This is a genomic window from Nostoc sp. (assembly GCF_036916975.1).
In the GTDB taxonomy this organism is placed as follows: Bacteria; Cyanobacteriota; Cyanobacteriia; order Cyanobacteriales; family Nostocaceae; genus Nostoc.
Window position 1 is genome coordinate 13,408 of the sequence record NZ_JBALFF010000008.1, and the last position, 19,336, is coordinate 32,743.

17 protein-coding genes are annotated in these 19,336 nt (G+C 41.5%); 10 read left to right on the forward strand and 7 right to left on the reverse strand.

Going from position 1 to position 19,336, the window contains the following annotated elements:
* Positions 1-59: 59 nt before the first annotated feature.
* The 3 genes from V7K73_RS01345 to V7K73_RS01355 all read right to left on the reverse strand — a co-directional run bounded on the left by V7K73_RS01345 (position 60) and on the right by V7K73_RS01355 (position 2,291).
* A complete protein-coding gene (locus tag V7K73_RS01345; RefSeq protein ID WP_334876425.1) occupies positions 60-686 on the reverse strand; it encodes a J domain-containing protein in 627 nt (208 codons plus the stop codon).
* Positions 687-893: 207 nt separating this feature from the next.
* The gene (locus V7K73_RS01350) at positions 894-1,505 is read right to left on the reverse strand and encodes an ATP-dependent Clp protease proteolytic subunit (RefSeq protein ID WP_334876427.1); all 612 of its coding nucleotides are present in this window, start codon (positions 1,503-1,505) and stop codon (positions 894-896) included.
* Between the two features lie 123 nt (positions 1,506-1,628).
* Positions 1,629-2,291 carry an ATP-dependent Clp protease proteolytic subunit gene (locus V7K73_RS01355; protein ID WP_334876429.1) on the reverse strand — a complete coding sequence of 221 codons (663 nt, stop codon included), beginning with the start codon at positions 2,289-2,291 and terminating at the stop codon, positions 1,629-1,631.
* A 238-nt stretch (positions 2,292-2,529) separates the two neighbouring features.
* Here V7K73_RS01355 and V7K73_RS01360 point away from each other — a divergent pair, with 238 nt between their 5' ends.
* The 4 genes from V7K73_RS01360 (at position 2,530) to V7K73_RS01375 (ending at position 6,415) form a co-directional block, all read left to right on the forward strand.
* Positions 2,530-3,786, forward strand: a complete 1,257-nt coding sequence (locus V7K73_RS01360) for a vWA domain-containing protein (RefSeq protein ID WP_334876431.1) — start codon at positions 2,530-2,532, stop codon at positions 3,784-3,786.
* Positions 3,783-5,063 (forward strand): vWA domain-containing protein, encoded by a 1,281-nt coding sequence (locus V7K73_RS01365; protein ID WP_334876433.1) that lies wholly within the window; start codon positions 3,783-3,785, stop codon positions 5,061-5,063. Before V7K73_RS01360 ends, V7K73_RS01365 begins: the two co-directional genes overlap by 4 nt.
* Positions 5,064-5,105: 42 nt before the next feature.
* Entirely contained in the window at positions 5,106-5,306 is a 201-nt protein-coding gene (locus V7K73_RS01370; RefSeq protein ID WP_334876434.1) for a hypothetical protein, read from the forward strand.
* 659 nt (positions 5,307-5,965) lie between these two features.
* Entirely contained in the window at positions 5,966-6,415 is a 450-nt protein-coding gene (locus tag V7K73_RS01375) for a DUF1036 domain-containing protein (RefSeq protein ID WP_334876436.1), read from the forward strand.
* 359 nt (positions 6,416-6,774) lie between these two features.
* On the opposite strand, the gene V7K73_RS01380 is transcribed toward V7K73_RS01375, so the two are convergent.
* Positions 6,775-7,203: an MAPEG family protein gene (locus tag V7K73_RS01380; protein ID WP_334876438.1), complete on the reverse strand. Its 429-nt coding sequence runs from the start codon at positions 7,201-7,203 to the stop codon at positions 6,775-6,777.
* Between the two features lie 368 nt (positions 7,204-7,571).
* Positions 7,572-8,972, reverse strand: coding sequence for an esterase-like activity of phytase family protein (locus tag V7K73_RS01385; protein ID WP_334876441.1), 1,401 nt, complete (start codon positions 8,970-8,972; stop codon positions 7,572-7,574).
* Positions 8,973-9,438: 466 nt separating this feature from the next.
* Between V7K73_RS01385 and V7K73_RS01390 the strand changes: the two genes are divergently transcribed.
* The 3 genes from V7K73_RS01390 to gloA2 all read left to right on the forward strand — a co-directional run bounded on the left by V7K73_RS01390 (position 9,439) and on the right by gloA2 (position 13,696).
* The gene (locus tag V7K73_RS01390) at positions 9,439-12,462 is read left to right on the forward strand and encodes a beta-propeller fold lactonase family protein (RefSeq protein WP_334876443.1); all 3,024 of its coding nucleotides are present in this window, start codon (positions 9,439-9,441) and stop codon (positions 12,460-12,462) included.
* 97 nt (positions 12,463-12,559) lie between these two features.
* The gene (locus V7K73_RS01395; protein WP_334876446.1) at positions 12,560-13,087 is read left to right on the forward strand and encodes a PEP-CTERM sorting domain-containing protein; all 528 of its coding nucleotides are present in this window, start codon (positions 12,560-12,562) and stop codon (positions 13,085-13,087) included.
* A 222-nt stretch (positions 13,088-13,309) separates the two neighbouring features.
* Positions 13,310-13,696 (forward strand): SMU1112c/YaeR family gloxylase I-like metalloprotein, encoded by a 387-nt coding sequence (gene gloA2, locus V7K73_RS01400; RefSeq protein WP_334876447.1) that lies wholly within the window; start codon positions 13,310-13,312, stop codon positions 13,694-13,696.
* 224 nt (positions 13,697-13,920) lie between these two features.
* Here the strand turns inward: gloA2 and V7K73_RS01405 are convergent, their stop codons facing one another.
* Positions 13,921-14,418, reverse strand: a complete 498-nt coding sequence (locus V7K73_RS01405; protein WP_334876449.1) for a hypothetical protein — start codon at positions 14,416-14,418, stop codon at positions 13,921-13,923.
* 195 nt (positions 14,419-14,613) lie between these two features.
* Between V7K73_RS01405 and V7K73_RS01410 the strand changes: the two genes are divergently transcribed.
* Positions 14,614-15,408, forward strand: coding sequence for an Rpn family recombination-promoting nuclease/putative transposase (locus V7K73_RS01410; RefSeq protein WP_334876451.1), 795 nt, complete (start codon positions 14,614-14,616; stop codon positions 15,406-15,408).
* A 63-nt stretch (positions 15,409-15,471) separates the two neighbouring features.
* On the opposite strand, the gene V7K73_RS01415 is transcribed toward V7K73_RS01410, so the two are convergent.
* Complete coding sequence (locus V7K73_RS01415) at positions 15,472-16,548, reverse strand: PIN/TRAM domain-containing protein (RefSeq protein ID WP_334876453.1); 1,077 nt, start codon at positions 16,546-16,548, stop codon at positions 15,472-15,474.
* A 249-nt stretch (positions 16,549-16,797) separates the two neighbouring features.
* On the opposite strand from V7K73_RS01415, the gene hemW reads away from it, so the two are divergent.
* Together hemW and V7K73_RS01425 are read left to right on the forward strand one after the other, a co-directional pair.
* Positions 16,798-17,979 (forward strand): radical SAM family heme chaperone HemW, encoded by a 1,182-nt coding sequence (gene hemW, locus V7K73_RS01420; RefSeq protein WP_334876455.1) that lies wholly within the window; start codon positions 16,798-16,800, stop codon positions 17,977-17,979.
* Positions 17,980-18,023: 44 nt separating this feature from the next.
* Positions 18,024-18,911 carry a UTP--glucose-1-phosphate uridylyltransferase gene (locus tag V7K73_RS01425; RefSeq protein WP_334876456.1) on the forward strand — a complete coding sequence of 296 codons (888 nt, stop codon included), beginning with the start codon at positions 18,024-18,026 and terminating at the stop codon, positions 18,909-18,911.
* Positions 18,912-19,336 lie beyond the last annotated feature (425 nt).

The following is a 19,336-nucleotide window of genomic DNA, read 5'->3' on the forward strand; positions in this document are numbered from 1 at the left end:
GTAAGGAGAGGGAAGCCGGAGGCAGGGTGAGGTTTGATCTTATGTTGTTTAATTAGGCTTTACAAAATTTGTTCTAATTGTTGGAAATCGCGCTGCACTTCATACCAGAGACTTTTATTATGGGGGTCTGTCTTCAGAGCTTTTTTGAGATAAATTCTGGCTTTGAGCAGCTGGTTTTGGGAAATTAGCGCCCGTCCCCAAATCTGATAGGCGATCGCTAACCATTGGCGAACTTCTGCATCTGTTGACAAACGATCTGCTAAAGCTTCCGCCAGGGCGATCGCTTGCGGAAATCGTCTTTCTTGCAAAAATCGCTGCAATTGCTCATAAGTCTTCCACTTCAGCCGTTCTTCTATTTCCAACACATTCGGCGGCTTTGGTTTCCCTGGTTCTTGGCTTGTCACCGTTGTTACTGGTGTTTTCTGCCTATGCGTTGCTTTAGGGTCATCACGCCTACCAGATGTTGACACCTGAGTTGAATGTGCCACAGTTTCCTCTGGCAATACCACCGTCAGCAGGAGTTTGTACGCCTCTGTCAACGCAATAAACTTATCTTTGGCTTTGTTGTCATCTGGGTTGATATCGGGATGATATTGCTGCGCCAATCGTCGGTAAGACGCTTTGATGTCAACAAAAGAAGCTCCCGCTCTCAAACCTAGTAAACGGTAGCAATCTCCAAGATCCATCTTGAGCTATGAGCTATCGAATATCCAGCAAGAGGCTATCAGCTATCTGCTTCACGCCTAAACTATTAATAATAAGGGGTAATTTGCTATTTTTAAGTTCAATGTTGACAATTTGTTTGGGAGTTAGGAGTTAGGAGTTAGGAGTTAGGAGTTAGAATTCTTTCCCTGCTCCCTCATCTCCCTCATCTCCCTCATCTCCCTGCCTCCCTATTCCCCTGTTACTATCGAGGTTCGGTCTTCAATCACACGGTCAATTAAACCGTATTGTTTTGCTTCTTCGGCAGACATGAAAAAGTCGCGATCCATATCTTTTTCAATCTTTTCTATAGTCTGACCGGTTTTATCGGCATAAATGCCATTGAGCTGGTGACGAATCCGCAGAATCTCTCTAGCTTCAATTTCGATATCGCTTGCTTGTCCACGGGTGCCACCTGAAGGCTGGTGAATCATAATCCGTGAGTGAGGCAATGCTAGCCGTTTGCCTTTGGCTCCACCTGCTAAGAGAAAAGACCCCATAGAGGCAGCTAAACCCATGCATATCGTTACCACATCTGATTTGATATGTTGCATGGTGTCATAAATAGCCATGCCAGAGGTGACCATCCCACCTGGGGAATTGATGTATATGTAAATGTCTTTACCTGGATCTTCTGAATCCAGATATAGCAAGAAGGCTATAATCTCATTGGCAATTTTATCATCAATTTCTTCTCCCAGGAAAATAATCCGTTCTAGGGAAAGACGAGTGTAAATGTGAACCCACTCTTCTACCTGTCCCCCTGGCAATCGATAGGGAACGCTAGGATAACCAATAGGCATAATTTGCTCCGTTATTACAATGATTAATAGCAAGGATAAAGCCTACTTAGCCTAAGCTAGAGGCGCTCCTATGGGGTAGCGTGAGTTGAAGTCCCAAGAAATCAATCGTACTCACTTGATCTTTTAAAGAACGCTAGCAGGTAGTGGGGGATTGGCCACTTCTTCTTTTTCAAAAACTCGGTCAATCAAACCGTACTCCTTAGCTTGATAAGGAGTCATGTATAGTAGACGATCCATATCTTTGCTAATCTTTTCTAGCGGCTGTTCAGTGTTGCGAGACAGAATATTAATCATTGATGCCTTGTTTACTAAAACTTCCTTTGCCCGAATTTGAATATCCGTTGCTTGACCTTGGGCGTAACTCTTGGGTTGGTGCAGAATAATGGAAGCATGGGGTAAACTGGCACGGCAACCTCTTGAACCAGCGCTGAGGAGCATCGCTGCCATACCCATCGCGGAACCGACGCAGATGGTGTGGATAGGAGGCTTGATATATTTCATGGTGTCATAGATGGCGAAGGCTTCGGTTTCAAAGCCAATGGGTTCGCCACTGTAACCGGAGGTGCCGGTTGAGTTGATGTAAATTTTAATTGGTTTATCTGGGTCATCGGACTGCAAATACAGTAGTTCGGCGATGATCAGTTTTGTGACCTCTGGAACTAGAGGAGTTCCCAAGTAGACAATTCGCTCCTTTAACAATAGAGATTGTAAATCTGGCGGCGGTCTCCGGTAAAATCTATCGCCGGAATAGGGGGATTGAACAGCCTTGATGGCGGAAATGTCCATAACAAGTGATCGCCTGAAACTATGCCGTTAACTGTAATACATCCTAGCGCGATGCTCACTTTCCTCAAGGTGCGGATTTCTCCCTAATGCTCAAGGTGGCTTCGCATCTGCCAATGTTTGGCTTCTAAGATATTCTGATTATATTAGTGTATTTGTGTTGGATAAGTTTTCCGTAGAGTTAAAGTAGCGCTTTGAAGTTATTTTTTTATATGTATATCCTGAATAGGGACTTTGAGTTATGAAGGTTAATTTGCAGCCTGCCTTGAATGATGGTAATTTGGACGCAAATCAACTGAACAGTCAACGTCAGTTGGGAATTTCGATTTCGGCGAAGGCAGAAAATGAAGACCGGAATGTGCCTCTGAATTTATGCCTAATTCTCGATCATAGTGGTTCTATGAACGGGCGATCGCTAGAAACGGTCAAAAAAGCAGCAAATCGTCTGGTAGATAGACTCAACCCTGGCGATCGCCTCAGTGTTGTAGTTTTCGATCACCGAGCTAAAGTCTTAGTACCTAGTCAAAGTGTCGAAGATCCTGAGAAAATCAAACAGCAAATTAATCGCCTCGCCGCCGATGGTGGAACTGCGATTGACGAAGGACTGCGCTTAGGCATTGAAGAGTTGGCAAAGGGCAAAAAAGATACTGTTTCTCAAGCTTTTTTATTAACCGACGGTGAAAATGAACACGGTGATAATAATCGCTGTTTAAAATTTGCTCAATTGGCTGCTAGCTATAATTTGACTTTAAACACTTTGGGATTTGGTGACAATTGGAACCAAGATGTTTTAGAAAAAATTGCTGATGCTGGTTTAGGTACTTTATCTTATATTCAAAAACCCGAACAGGCAGTGGAAGAGTTTAATCGCCTGTTTAGCCGGATTCAAACGGTGGGATTGACTAACGCTTATCTGTTATTCTCGCTGATGCCCAATGTCCGGCTAGCAGAACTTAAACCTGTAGCCCAAGTTTCCCCAGACACAATTGAGTTACCACTGCAACAAGAAGCTGATGGACGTTTCGCTGTGCGGTTGGGAGATTTAATGAAAGATGCGGAACGGGTAATTTTAGCTAATATTTATTTGGGACAATTGCCAACAGGTGAACAAGCGATCGCTAATGTCCAAGTCCGCTACGATGATCCAGCCGCTAACAAGGTAGGTTTAGTTACACCAAATGTCCCAGTTTATGCCCATGTAGTCAAAAATTACCAAGCAGACCCGAATCCCCAGGTGCAACACTCTATTTTAGCATTAGCTAAGTATCGCCAAACCCAGCTAGCGGAGACGAAATTGCAACAAGGCGATCGCTCTGGTGCGGCGACAATGTTACAAACGGCTGCGAAAACTGCACTGCAAATGGGAGATACTGGCGCGGCGACGGTGTTGCAAACTTCTGCTACCCAGCTGCAATCTGGTGGAGATTTATCTGAAAGCGATCGCAAGAAAACCCGGATTGTCTCTAAAACAGTTTTGCAAGATAATCCTCCTCAATGAAAGTTAAATTGCTCTCGGCGTTAAATGACAATAATGTTGATCTGGCTCAAACAATTAGCCAACGTCAACTAGCAATAACGATTTTTGCAATCGCTGGTGAGTTTGACCAAAATCTGCCCCTTAATCTCTGCTTGATTCTGGATAGAAGTGGTTCCATGCATGGACAACCAATTAAAACGGTAATTCAAGCAGTGGAAGGATTAATAGATCGGTTGAAAGTAGGCGATCGCATCTCAGTTGTCGCTTTTTCTGGTACTGCGTCAGTCATTATCCCCAACCAAGCGATCGAAGACCCCGAAAGCATCAAATCTCAAATTAAAAGCAAACTCACTGCTAGCGGCGGTACTGCGATCGCTGAGGGTTTGGAACTGGGAATTACAGAACTGATGAAGGGGACAAGAGGCGCTGTTTCCCAGGCGTTTCTGCTGACAGATGGGCATGGTGAAAGCGGTTTACGAATTTGGAAGTGGGATATTGGGCGAGATGACAACAAACGCTGTGTTCAACTGGCTCAAAAAGCTGCCAAGCTGAACCTAACTATCAACACTTTCGGATTTGGCAATAGCTGGAATCAGGATTTGCTAGAAAAAATTGCCGATGTCGGTGGTGGAACTTTAGCCTATATTGAACATCCTGAACAAGCTGTGGAGCAGTTTAGCCGACTGTTTGGGCGGATTGAATCTATTGGGTTAACTAATGCCTACTTACTGTTATCTCTAGTGCCTAATGTCCGATTAGCAGAATTAAAACCCATTGCCCAAGTTGCGCCAGACACAATTGAGTTACCAGTGGAACCCGAAGCTGATGGTAGCTTTGCTGTGCGTTTGGGAGATTTGATGCAGGATGTAGAACGGGTAGTTTTGGCTAACATTTATCTGGGACAATTGCCAGAGGGTAAACAAGCGATCGCTCATCTGCAAATCCGTTATGATGACCCGTTGGTTAACGAACAAGGCTTACTTTCGCCCCTCGTGCCAGTGTATGCAGATGTGGTGCGATCGTATCAACCAGATGCTAATCCGCAGGTGCAGCAGTCTATTTTAGCATTAGCGAAATATCGCCAAACCCAGTTAGCTGAGGCGAAATTGCAACAAGGCGATCGCACTGGTGCCGCAACGATGCTGCAAACGGCTGCTAAAACCGCTTTACAAATAGGAGATAAAGGGGCGGCGACAGTGTTGCAAACCTCCGCCACTCGCTTGCAAGCTGGAGAAGAACTTTCCGAAGCAGACCTCAAGAAAACTAGGATTGTATCAAAAACTGTTTTACAAGAATAGTAAAAATTCAACGTTGCTGATTAACGGTATAGAGTTTGACTTATGCTGATCCAAAAGATTGTCCAAGAATTGCAAGACATCCCTGAAGATAAACTAGCAGAACTTTATAACCTAATTCACCACTTTCGACTAGGTTTAAGTCAAGAACGTACACAACCCCGCACCCCTGGTTTATTGAAAGGACAACTCGGCGATGCTTTCTTTGAACCACTCCCAGAAGACGAACTCCAGCAATGGGAATGAGCTACCTCATCGACACCCATATCCTCTTGTAGTGGCTCTTTGACGATCCAAAACTCCACACTGACTTTTGACTTTTGACTTCGAGCGAAGCGAGTCACTGCCGAGACATCATTCGGAACCCAGATTATCGCATTGATTATTGTCAATAGTTAAGTTATTTAATTGTTAAGTTATTTAATTCTCTAATAAAAGAATTATAAAACGTTCTACTATCAATTTATCAAATCTTTTAACAAATGGTGGAAGTTTAAGTCCCCATACATCTGGCAGCAGGTTTTATGTCGAGGCTTAAATCCCGGTTATAAAACGTAATTGCGAATTTGTTTAATAGCTAATTAGCTATACCATCTCCTAAAAGATTCGGAAAGTCCTTAATTTCTTGACTTTGCGCGAGCTTGAGATAAGCGGTTTAGCATCGAAATTAACTCGTTAGCATTAAGAAGGTAGATATTATCAACTGTTGCATAAATAGTGTTGTAGTTCGTACTAGTATCTGCATTCCTTAGCTCAACTTGACCCATATTTTGTGACGTAAATCGTAATATTACTCAAGGGTTTTGTACTTATTTCTTAACTAACTTGGGTGTTTTTATATGCTATTAAGACTCCTTTTAAATTATTGTACAAAAACTGCAACTCTTGCAGGTTTATTTGTTGGTATGACATTTGTAGTCCTACCAAATGAAAAAGCTTCTGCCGATCCATCACCTGGTTTCTATGTTTGCAACGAATCCGGCGAAAATCTTAATGTCATAGTCAGCTACTACAACAATGGTACTTGGACTACCCAAGGTAGATTCCCGTTATCTCAAACACCTGGCTCATGCATACAAACTCTTTACTCACTCAATAACACTCGCTACTACCTTTATGCCACTAGTGATTCAGGTAACGAGTGGCAAGGAAACCATCCTTTTTGTATTGGAAATACCCCAAACTTTACAATCCCCGACGCTGAACAAACTCAATATTGCGGCAGTTTTGTAAAAAACTTTTTCTCGGTTTGGGTTCCTAATGCAGTAACAGGAATCACTCCTGGGTTCTACGCTTACACCTTTGCACCCAATAATTATTCTATCAACTGGAACTCTCCGCGTGCCGAACGATAACTGACTACATTGTTCTCAATACTGCGTAGGTTTTGCAAATTCGTCAACCGAAAATCCTTGTGGAGACGTTATATATAACGTCTCCACATTTAAATTAAATATGCGAAAGGTCAGGCATTCAAACATTAGCTTCAGACATCCCAATTTCACTCACATGGATGGTGTCGATACCTGCATCACGTAGCAATCCTGGCGCAGAGAGTGGTAATTCCTGACGGGGCAACAGTTTCATAGCGGTTAGGTAGTTCAATGATGCGATCGCTCACAACTAAAAGCTCCGCCACAGCAATCATTCAGGCATCATAGCGGTTCACACATGGGTAAGGTAGACAAAAAAATAATTTCTCAGTTCAGCATACTTACATACTGAAGTGGATCAGGGCTGCGCGGATAGCGATGAACCACACTGCAAGTGTGGCAAATAGGTAGAGGTAAAATCGAAGCATGATGAGATTAAATGTGCAATGGACAGCGCTATGCAATGCGCGAAATACAACGAAAACCCATGCAGCATTCACATACACTGAATCCACCTGATTCGTGATAAAAAGATATAGCACAAGCGCATAGAAAAGTACCGGAACCTCGAACAGATTCTTTAGGTTATCTGACGGATTGGATACGTTTGGTGGCGAGAGTTGTGCCAGTGTGCCAGGTACAGCAAGGTCTTTCGGGCTGATCTTTCTACTTATGATGAAACTGATACGACGGATGTACATATACACCCAGACTAGGAGTGTTAGAAACACTGTCGCAAAGAAGGGGCTGAAGATTGCATCTTGCGTCATTTCTACCTCTCAAACTTGATTATTAGTGATGAATCTTGCTAGATGTAGGTCAGCGCCTTTTAGCATTTTATTTTACACTAACGCGATCGCAAGCTTTTGACTCAATAATACACCCAGGGCGAACGCACGCAATTTGTGAAACCCTTGCTGCGTAAGGATATTGATGAAAAAATAGTCTCAACGCTCAAACGCTCAAACCCTTCCTATTAAAGGATTCTTATACTTTAGATGCGTTTGCCCTGGGAGGGAACCGGGCTTTTCTTGGCTTGGCTGAAGCGTAACGGCTGCTCCTGAGCATTTTGCCTACTCTAACAGCTTTTAGCGTAGGCATAGCCCGTCGTAGACATCGCTATCAACCCAACTCAATATCAATTTTTTCCTTTAATCTTCTGCGCTACAAAACCCGGCAAATCACTACTGTCAACCCCAAAAACGAAAAACTTGTTTGGGTTGTCAACACTTGTCGAATGGTAGGTGTCCGGCCCTACAGTACCAAGAAAATCGTTGTCATTGGCGATGAACAATGTATGCTTTTCGACTCCGTTGATCTTCACATCTTTTCCGAAAGCTAAACCTTCAAGCTTGGCTGGAATGTCTTCTTGTTTGATGCCGTATTGAGTCAGCGCAGCCACCACATCAAGGAACAGCGTCTTACTAACCCCCTTGCCAACAAGGTTGCTTTCTCCGGTTATATTGCTTACTTCTTGAGCATTTGTCAGATTGATATAGTAAATTTTCTTAAAGGCTGCTTTAGAGCCGTCGCCTAACCCCTTGCCATCGCGTTCATCTACTAGGAATTCGCTATCGTTGATGGCCAAAATCTCGCTGACGGTAGGATATTTCGGTTTAGCCGCCGTACCAATATTATCTAGCTGATAGGCGTATTCCTGGGTGGCACCTGTGGCGATGTCAATCTTGACGATTCTGGTATAAGCCCCATTAGTACCACCGTCCTGAAGCAGTGGACTCTGCAAAATGCCAAACAGGGTTTTACCGTTGGGAGAAATCGCCAGTCCTTCCATGCCTTTGTTCGCAACCCGACCGGAAGTGTTACCACTAATCTCTGTATCACTAACGGGACTCAAGTTGCTAACTGCGAACTTGTTAGGTAGGTTAAAGACCCTCATCCGCTTACCTGTATTGCGGTTAAATTCATATATATAGGGGCCGTATTCATCCGAGATAAATATCTGCTCTCCACTATTAGATACACGCACCCCTTCAGGATCGAAACGCGCATTGTTGGCATAAGTTGAGATTTGGCTGGGGTCGAAGTTGTCTGAGCGTCCAGTGAAATAGTTTTTATTCTTGCTATTCAAGGCTGGGACACCGCTAGGTACACCCAATCCCGCACCACTTCCGTAGTAAAGAGGCTGATTGCTTAATAACAGAGTTGTGTCAATTAAGGAAGGGGTAAGGGTGAAAGGCAATGCTGATAAATCAATGCTTGGTACAAGTTCCAGTTGGATAGTTTGGAAGCGGTTGATATAGGATGCTGTATCACTCACAGCGCTGTTGTATGATACCGCATTTGGCCCCCGGTCTGGGATAGCGATAAAGGTATTATTGCCGGCGTAGGCTAGTCCCGACCCTAGACCACCCAAGAGATTTCCCGCAACGCCGTTTTCCAAAGGAGCAGATGTTTCGGTGGAGCGATCGCCTATCTTACCATCTAGGCTCCCAATTGCAATCAATTTAACCTCTGCATGGGCCGCAGGAGCGATTACAAATAACGCCAACAAGGACAAAATAATACTTTTGTTGAACATATCACTTCCATTGCTAAAAGACAGTATTTATTGAATAATATTGTCAAGTTTTTACTTTTTTATTATCTAGGATTAATTATTAAGTAAAAATTAAGCTTAGATTAATCAAAGATTATTAAATTTTCTCTGAAAACCATAATTACTAGCATTCTCAATCTACTAGCAAGAGACAAAAAAACCACGTTATATATAAAATTGGATAAAAATAAAGCCTAAAACCTAAAAATTAAATAATCGGAATTTATCAGCCAAATTAAACATTAAAAAAATTGCAAGTAATTTAAGATATAAAACCTGATTACATTTACACTCAGCAACGTCGAAAAGTAAATAAGGTATTAAAAAAACTTAACTAGATAAAATCCGCCACAACCAAAACATAACCAAAAATTACTGATAGCTTAACCATTAACCATAAATATCTGTACTTGAATAGTTATGGTTATCCCTATTAGAGAAAAATTGCATGAAAACTAGTAGAAACCAAGGGTATCTATTAAGTCTTTTGCTGTTAAGTAGCTTGAGTGCAAGTATACAACCAGCTAGTGCTGGAACTACCAAACCCGTTGGTAACTTAGAAAGTGGAGCAGCTTTGCTACCCACAGGTCAAATCATCACGCCCGCAGCAGCACCAGGCTCGACGTTTGCACCTTTATCAACTGGTTTGCGTACAGATAATAATGCTGATGCTGCTGAAGCCGTAAGCACAGCCCTCAGCCCAGATGGAAAAACTTTACTGGTGCTTACCAGTGGCTATAACCAAAACTTCAAAGATGAAAATACAGGTAGTACTTTTACTTATCCTGTATTAGACCCGCTAACTGGCAAGCCAAGTGGTACAACAACCCCCAAAGCAGAATGGGTTTTTGTCTATGATGTCAGTAGCGGTAAGTTAGTTAAAAAACAACAAATTAATATTCCTAATACCTATAACGGTTTGGCTTGGGCTAAAGATGGCTCGCGCTTCTTTGTATCAGGCGGAATTGACGATCGCGTGTATGTTTATGCATCTAATGGTAGCCAATATTTACCAGATGCCCCCTTTATTTTACTAGGTCACAATTCTAATCAAACTGCCCCCTTCCCTAAATATGATGGTGGTTTGTTGAAGGATACACCAGCTAAGGCTGTGAGTACAGGAGCAGTTGTAGCGGGTATTGCAGTTAGTAAAGATGGCAAAACCTTAGTGGCTGCAAACTTTGAGAATGACTCTATATCAATCGTTGACACTCCTACCCGTAAGGTAACTAAAGAAATTAAGTTCTTTAGGGCAGGCGATAAAATAGCAACCGGTGAATTTCCTTTTGATGTCGCCATCAAAAATGCAGAAAACGGTCAAGCAGCGAAAGTTTTTATTAGTAGCCAGCGCGATAACGAAGTAGTTGCTGTTAGCATTACTTCTGGACAAATCACCCGGATACCAACAGGTAGCCAGCCAAACAAAGTACTGCTTTCGGCCGATCAAAATCGACTATACGTAGCTAATGGTAATGATGACTCGATTTCAGTCATTGATACAAATAACAATAGAGTTGTCCAAACCATCTCTCTGTCTCGGCCAGGTGATAAATACAAAGGTGCTAATCCCAACTCTTTAACTCTGGGTCCAGATGGAAGAACACTTTATGTTACTCTAGGCGGCGAGAATGCGATCGCTGTTGTAGACTTGCAAGGTGGTCGGGTGAATGGACGCATCCCCACTGGCTGGTATCCTAATTCTGTAAGTGTCAGTTCTGATGGTCTAAGACTTTACGTTGTCAATGCCAAGAGCAATTCTGGCCCCAACCCGTCAAACAATCGCACAACTCCAGCCGGACTTGCACGTAATACCAATTTTAAAAACGATTACACCTGGGCTTTAGAAAAAGCTGGAATCTCAATTATTCCAGTGCCAAGTAGCAGTACTTTGGCTACACTTTCAACGCAGGTAGACAAAAACAACGGTTTTTATAGTCGTCGTCCTGACCGGATAATGAGGTATTTACAAGGCAAAATTAAGCACGTTATCTATATAGTTAAAGAAAACCGTACCTACGACCAGGTACTCGGTGACTTACCTATTGGTAATGGCGACCCAGCACTTACCTTGTTTCCCTACAAGATTTCACCCAACCATCACAAGTTGTCCCTTGCCTTTGCAACTTTTGATAACTTCTACGACAGTGGCGAATCCAGTGGAGTAGGTTGGAACTGGTCTACTTACGGTCGGACTACAGACTACACCGAAAAAAGTCAATCAGTTCTTTACGGTAACGCGGGCTTTAACGGCTTAACCTACGATTACGAAGGTACAAATCGGAATATCAGTCTTGCACTACCGCAAACTTCCTCGAATAACTCGCCAATCAAGACCCGTATAACAGGAGTTTTAGATCCTTCTGGGCAGTCTTCCATATTACCTGGAGACAGGGATGTTGATGCTCCCGAAGGAGATGGTAATCTCCAGCCAAATGCCATTGGTGGTTATCTGTGGGATACGGCGCTACGTGCTGGCAAAACTGTACGCAATTACGGCTTCTTCGTTGATAATGGCGCTCCCTACGTTACTAGCCAAACCGATCCTACCAAACCCGATCCGAAAAACCCGGCTTATATCCCCATTTCCACAACCCCTTACGCTGATAAGATTCCTCAAGCTCCCGTTACAAAAACTGCATTGTTGAATAAAACCGATCTTTATTTCCGATCATTCGATCAAAATAATGCCGATATTTATTTGTACAACGAATGGGAAAGGGATCTTAAGCAAAATGGACTACCCAATTTAATGCTTGTGCGTTTATCTCACGATCATTTTGGTTCTTTTGGCACTGCTTTATTTGGACTAAATACTCCTGAATTGCAAATGGCAGATAATGACTATGCTATTGGCAAGCTGGTAGAGAAAATTTCTCATCTGCCGGAGTGGAAGGAAACAGCAATTTTTATCATTGAAGATGATTCCCAAAATGGCCCAGATCACGTTGATTCCCACCGTTCGTTAGCCTACGTTATTTCGCCCTATACAAAACGGGGTGCGCTCGTTAGCACTAACTACAACACCATTAATATATTGCGGACAATGGAGGATTTGTTAAACATTAAGTATTTGGCAATTACTGATGCTAATGCTCAACCAATGTCAGATGCCTTCACAAGAGAACCGAACTTTGAGCCTTACAAAGCTATTGTGCCAGGTAACTTGTGTGCTAAACCTGTAGATCCGAAACTAGTACCAGCTTGCCAAGACCCCAATGTTGAAAATACAGCAGCTATGCCCATTCTAAATTCTAAAGAATGGTGGGCTGCTATGACCAAGGGTTTCGATTTTATCGGTGAAGATAAGGTTGATCCAGAAGAATTCAACGAAATTATTTGGACAGGAATTAAGGGCAATAATATTCCTTATCCTGAAAAACGTGACGGTAAAGACTTACGACAAAACCGCGATCAACTTCTAAAGCATTGGCAATTGAGTGATGTGAATAACTCGACTGGAGTTAAGAAGTAAGTATTAGACATTGGAGTGAAAAAGTAGAGCTGTAGCAGTGCTACGTCTCTACAAGGGTTTAAATAGGTTATTTATCTAATGCAACAGGAAAAGTGATATGAAATTGTTTCAAAAATTAGCGATCGCTACTAGTCTAGTTATTGGTTTAGCTACTTTAACCACTAAATCTGCATCGGCTGCAATTATTAATTATGCTTTCACTGTTAATAGTTCTACAGCTAAGGGTAACGGTCTATTTAGCTTTGATGACTCAACTTTCAGTAATGATAATATCCCGGTAGCGCCAGTTCAATCGCTAACTTTTCAATTCGATAATAACCCCAATATTTACACCGCAAAGGATGATGTTGAATATCCAGATTATCCCCTTGCATTTCCAACTGTATCCTTAGCAGATAACGCACCGATTGGATTGCTATACAGCTTCCAGGACAAAGCTAATTCTGACAAAAATTACGAAATTGCTGGAACATTATTTTCTGTTTCCTCTGAAACTTCCGATTCCGGTACAGTTTCTTATCGACAAGTACCTGAACCTAGTACTTTAGGTAGCACATTTCTTGTTGGCAGCATTGGCTTGTTCTTGAAAAGAAAGGTAAGATCAATTAAAAAGATTAAAGCTTAATTTATAGCGATTCTCCTGAAGGGTGCAACACAGTTATAACCTCACCCCGCATTTGATATTGCAAACACTCCCCTCTCCTTGATAAGGAGAGGGGTTGGGGGTGAGGTTTAAAAATATACTTCATGCAAACAAGAACCGCTATATACTTGAGAGGGTGTAATGTGGTTGTGTTATAACCTACGTCCACTCTCTTAATAATTGTACTAAAAAAGCAAAATATCAATGAAAACTACTGGTATTCATCATGTAGCTATTATTTGTTCTGACTACGATCGCTCCAAAAAATTTTATGTAGAAGTTTTAGGATTTCCGATTATTCAAGAGACATTCCGCGCCGCCAGAAATTCTTATAAATTAGATTTACGAGTTGGAGAAAATGCTCAAATAGAGCTATTTTCTTTCCCAAATCCTCCAGAACGGCCTAGTAAACCAGAGTCTTGTGGTTTAAGGCATCTTGCTTTTAAAGTTGATGATGTTGAGGAAACTGTTTTTTATTTAAAATCAAAAGGAGTGGAGGTAGAAAATATCAGAGTTGATGAAATTACAAATAAAAAATTTACTTTCTTTAAAGACCCAGATAATTTGCCATTAGAGATTTATGAGTTTTAAAATTATTTGAAACCCACGGAGGTGGGTAAAGTCTCGCATAGCTGCGAATTGCATTCGCCAGGTTAGGCGTGTTTTTACAAAAGTGATATAAGCTAAAAAACAAATAAGCTTGCATAACCCTTATTAAATATAACTCTTGTGGGGTGGGGAGGAAAGCCCACCCAGTATATGCAAGTTTATTTGTGCAACAGCTTACTTGCAGCTGTTTTGATTCTAAATCTACTTTACGGCATAAAATTTATCTCGTTATTTGGCGGACAGTAAATACTTCTACCAAAAGAATCGCCAGTTTCTGCATCCATTATTTCCACAAGTTTGGCGTTATCAGTGCAAATACTTCTACCTCTAGACATACTCAACTCACCTTGAACATAACCAGTCACTATCCACACCATTCGGTTGTTAGAAATAGATGATTTATAGTCTCCTGTATTGGCTGCAAATTCCTCGTATGTTGTAAGTTTTGCTTCTGTTATTTGCATCTTACTAGACTTTTTGATAACACGTTCAATCGTAATCAAGCGACTTGCTGGTAGGCCATTATTTGCAGGGTATATTCGTACTTTTGAGTTAAATGGTATTGGTTGATTGACTTGCTTTTTTGTCTGTACTGGTTTAGCTGTGACTGTCTGCACAAGCAATAAACTAGTGGCATCAGCAAATACAAAAGCAGATAATGAAGTTATTATAAAAATATTAACTATAGTGCAAATTTGCTTCATAATACCCAGAATACTAATAGCTTATAATACCATTTTAATTAATTCCTAATTACGCTTACAATTAAAAAAATTACTTTCTTTAAAGACCCAGATAATTTACTATTAACTATTTATGAAACGTAGAATCTATAGATTTTTTAATTAAATAATTTCACATAAATAGCAAATGAGTAAGCTATTTGGTAAAATTTTAAAATGTTTGACAATATCTGTAAATTTTTAGCTGAAAATTTCTCCAGCGACTTTGCCACTTGGTTATTAGGCGAACCTATTACTTTAACCGAACTCAGTCCAAAAGAATTATCTCTCGAACCGATTCGTGCTGATGCCCTAATTCTGCTACAGTCAGAGCAAAACATCTTACATTTGGAATTTCAAACCCAAGCTGATCCTGAAATTCCTTTTCGGATGATTGACTATCGGTTGCGAGTGTATCGCCGCTTTCCAGACAAAGCAATGCATCAAGTTGTAATTTATCTCAAGCAGACAAATTCAGAGTTGGTGCAACAAAATACATTTACAATTGCTGGGACACGCCATGAATTTTCAGTTATCAGACTTTGGGAACAACCAACCGAAGTATTTCTGAGAACGGCTGGACTGTTACCCTTTGCGGTTTTGAGTAGTACAATTGATCCAGAAGCTGTGCTTAACCAAGTTGCACGGGAAATTAATAGTATGACAGAATCAAGAAATCAAAGTAATATTGCTGCTTCCACAGCGATTTTAGCTGGTTTAGTATTAGACAAAGAGGTTACCCTTCGAGTTTTGAGGTCAGATATTATGCGCGAGTCAGTGATTTATCAAGATATTTTAGACGAAGGCAAGGCTGAAGGCAAGGTTGAAGGCAAGGCTGAAGCTTTACTTGAAGTTGCAAGAAATCTATTTAATACTGGTATGCCATTAGAAGAGATTGGCAGAGTCACAGGGTTATCAATTGAACAGTTACAGTATTTGCAGGTAAATGAGTCTGGTGAGTCTAATCAATAAATAATCGGTGCAGTCAACCTGCACCGATTAGTAAGTGTGACTCGAATGAAACATCCCATCGTTTCACGCTAATGCTGAAGCTTGGGGTTTAGCAAAAATCATTCTTCCTGCGGTGGTTTGCAAAGCACTGGTAACTACTACTCGCAGTTCACCACCCACATAATTACTGCCTTCTTCAACAACTACCATTGTGCCGTCATCTAGGTAGCCAATACCTTGACTCGGTTCTTTGCCTTCCTTGAGAATTTTCAAATCAAGGTTGTCGCCTGGTAAATAACTAGGACGGACGGCGTTTACTAAATCATTCACATTCAAAACAGGGACTTTCTGAACACTGGCGACTTTAGACAAGTTGTAGTCGTTGGTTAGCAATGTACCGCTAATTTCTTGGGCAAAGCGGACTAACTTGGCATCGACTGTGGGAATATCTTCGTAGTCAACTGCATTAATCAGGATGCGATCGGGATATTGTTCTTTAATGCGGTTGAGAATTTCTAGTCCTCGTCTTCCCCGCACGCGCTTTTGGTCTTTGCTAGCATCGGCTACTTGTTGGAGTTCTTGCAAGACAAACTGTGGTACAAGGATTTGCCCTTCCAAAAACCCTGTTTCTAGTAACGCTTCAATGCGACCATCGATAATACAGCTGGTATCCAAAACTTTGGTATTGGCGGGTTTTAGCGTTCCTTCCACTACCATTGATTCGACAGTGTTGGGATTAATGAACCGCAATAAGCCTCGCCCGTGGGTATCTGCCAAATTCATGCCAGTGACGGAGAGGATAATACTACCGACAACTGCTACCAATGGCTTAATAAATCCAAAATCTGCCGGGATGGGTAGCAAAAATAGTGGGGCTAGCATCAGGTTAGCTAGTAATAGCCCAATCACTAAGCCGATCGCCCGAGTTAAGATCACTTCCAGAGGCATTTCTTTGATTTGTGATTCTAGGCGACGATATGTCGTCTGGAAACTCAGCCCGATCGCACCACCAATAATAGCAGCAAAGACGGCAACAACTAAGCGTAAAGCTTCAAGATTTGTTACCTGATCTAGTGTGCCATTGGGCAGTAGTTCAATGCTGTAGAACCCTATTCCCGACGCTGCCAGAATAAATGAGAAAATAATAATGGCGTCAAGCATGGTTGTCTTGTTTCCTGCAATTGTGGTAACCGATAAAATTAAGTATTTTTTATTTCATCGGTAAGATAAACTAATCAATATTGACTTACACTAAGGGTTTAGTAGGGCAATATCTGCAATTATTATAACTAAAGGCTTTTATCTTCATATTTTTCATTGTTTCGTTGTAAAACGACAAAAACTTGTAAAGGAACTACTTATTTTCATTGTCTCTAATTTGCAGCTGGCTTAAGTTAATCTTTTCGCAAAATGAGTCAAAAATTTAGTCTTTCTGAAATTGCCAGTTCTGCGTATGTGCATATTCCCTTTTGCAGACGGCGGTGTTTTTATTGTGATTTCCCGGTGTCTGTTGTGGGCGATCGCTTGCGGGGCGAAACATCTGGTACTATCTCCCAATATGTTGAGGTGCTATGTCAAGAAATTGCCATTACACCAGCATTTGGTCAACCCTTGAAGACAATTTTCTTCGGTGGTGGTACTCCTTCGCTGCTATCAATAGAGCAGTTACAACGGATAGTAACAGAGCTAGAGAAGCATTTTGGTATTGCCTCTGGGGCAGAAATTTCTATGGAAATTGACCCAGCCACCTTTGATTTAGCCCATATAGCAGGCTATCGCAATGTCGGCGTGAACCGGGTAAGTTTAGGTGTACAAGCCTTTCAAGCAGAATTATTGCAAAGGGCGGGGCGATCGCACTCAGTTGAAGATATTTTTGCAGCCGTGGAACTAATCCACCAAGTCCAGATTCCCAAATTTAGCTTAGACTTAATTTCTGGGTTGCCGCATCAGTCTTTGGATCAATGGCAAGATTCTCTCGCTAAAGCGATCGCTATCGTACCCACTCACATTTCCATCTACGATCTTACCATCGAACCAGGTACAGCCTTTGGTCGTTACTACAAACCTGGTGATACTCCTTTGCCTACGGATGAAGCCACAGTCAAAATGTACCAGATGGGGCAGCAGGTTTTGACTAGTGCAGGTTATGAGCATTATGAAATTTCTAATTATGCTCAACCCGATCATCAGTGTCGGCATAATCGAGTCTATTGGGAAAACCGCCCTTACTATGGCTTTGGTATGGGTGCGGCGAGTTATGTTGAAGGGAAACGCTTCACTCGTCCCCGTAAAACTAGGGAATATTACCAGTGGGTAGAAGCTGGCGGTGTGATTGATTGTGATGTGACTCCCCCAAAGGAAGTATTGTTAGAAACGTTAATGTTGGGGTTACGTTTGGCGGAGGGTTTGAGTTTAGCGGCGTTGGCGGAGGCGTTTGGCGAAGAGAAGGTGGAGGAGATTTGCAGGTGTTTGCAACGGTATTGTGATAAAGGTTGGGTGGAAGTTGCAGAGGGAAGGTTGCGTTTAATTGATCCCCAAGGGTTTTTGTTTTCTAATGTGGTGTTAGCGGAGTTGTTTGAGAAGTTGGGGTGACCAAGAGGCAGGGGGCAGGGGAGATTTTAAGCTGATGAGGATTTATGCAGAAAAATAAAGTTAGAAAAGCTGTGATTCCGGTAGCTGGTTTTGGGACTCGGTTGTTTCCAGCTACTAAAGTTGTGAAAAAAGAACTTTTTCCGATTATTGATCGAGATGGTAGGGCAAAACCTGTGATTATCGCAATTATTGAAGAGGCAATTAGTGCTGGAATTACAGAAGTGGGGATTGTGGTACAGCCGGATGATCAAGAAATATTTGAAGATTTGTTGAAAAACCCACCCAAAAAAGAACTTTTAAATAAACTCTCACCACAAAATCAAGAATATAGCCGATATCTCGAAGATTTAGGTAGCAAAATTACCATTTTATTGCAAGAGGAGCAATTAGGCTATGGTCATGCTGTATTTTGTGCCAAAGATTGGGTGCAAGATGAGCCGTTTTTGCTAATGTTGGGCGACCATATTTATGCATCTGATATTGACAAATCTTGTGCTAGTCAACTTTTAAATGTTTATGAACAAGTTAATCAAAGCGTTGTTAGCTTAACTACAACTCCAGCAGAAATTCTTCATATATCTGGGTGTGTAACAGGAGTTTGGCAAGAGTTAAACTCGATTCTGGAAGTTACACAACTCTATGAAAAACCTACCATTGAGTATGCACAACAGTATTTGCGTGTAGAGGGTATGGCAGAAAATGAGTTTTTATGTATATTTGGTTTATATTTACTTACGCCGAAAATTTTTGACTTTTTAGCAGAACAGATCAACCAAAATTTACGAGAACGAGGCGAATTTCAGTTAACATCTTCTCTTGATAGATTGTGTCAGGAAGAGGGAATGATCGGATATGTTGTTAAAGGCAAGTGTTTTGATACAGGTTTGCCGGATACTTATCGCCAGACAATGATTGATTTTAGAAAAATATAGATTATAGGACTAGCCCTTTCAAGGTGACTCGTAAAATAAGATTGTTTTTTCTCAGCGCCGCGCCAGTTGCTTCAAGTCTCTTAACCGCAAGGGCGCAGTTCTCTGTGCTTCTGGGGTTTAAAAGTAATTTATTTCACCTTATTAGGCGCAAAAAACACACAGATAAGAGGTTAGAGAGGTATTTATTTTCGAGAATTTTTACCCACCTTGAAAGGGCTAATTATAGGACTTACGCATTGACAGAAAAATCAAAATAGGGAGTATGGTTTTCAGGGCTTAGAGCTTGGTTTTTTGTTCCCCGTCAAGCGATCGCACAACCAAGAAATGATGATTTATAAAAGCCTGAAACTACCTATTTGCGTTCATGCACAACATAGTCTTTTTGTACAGTGAGTAAGTCCTAGATTAATCTCAGTTCAATTTGT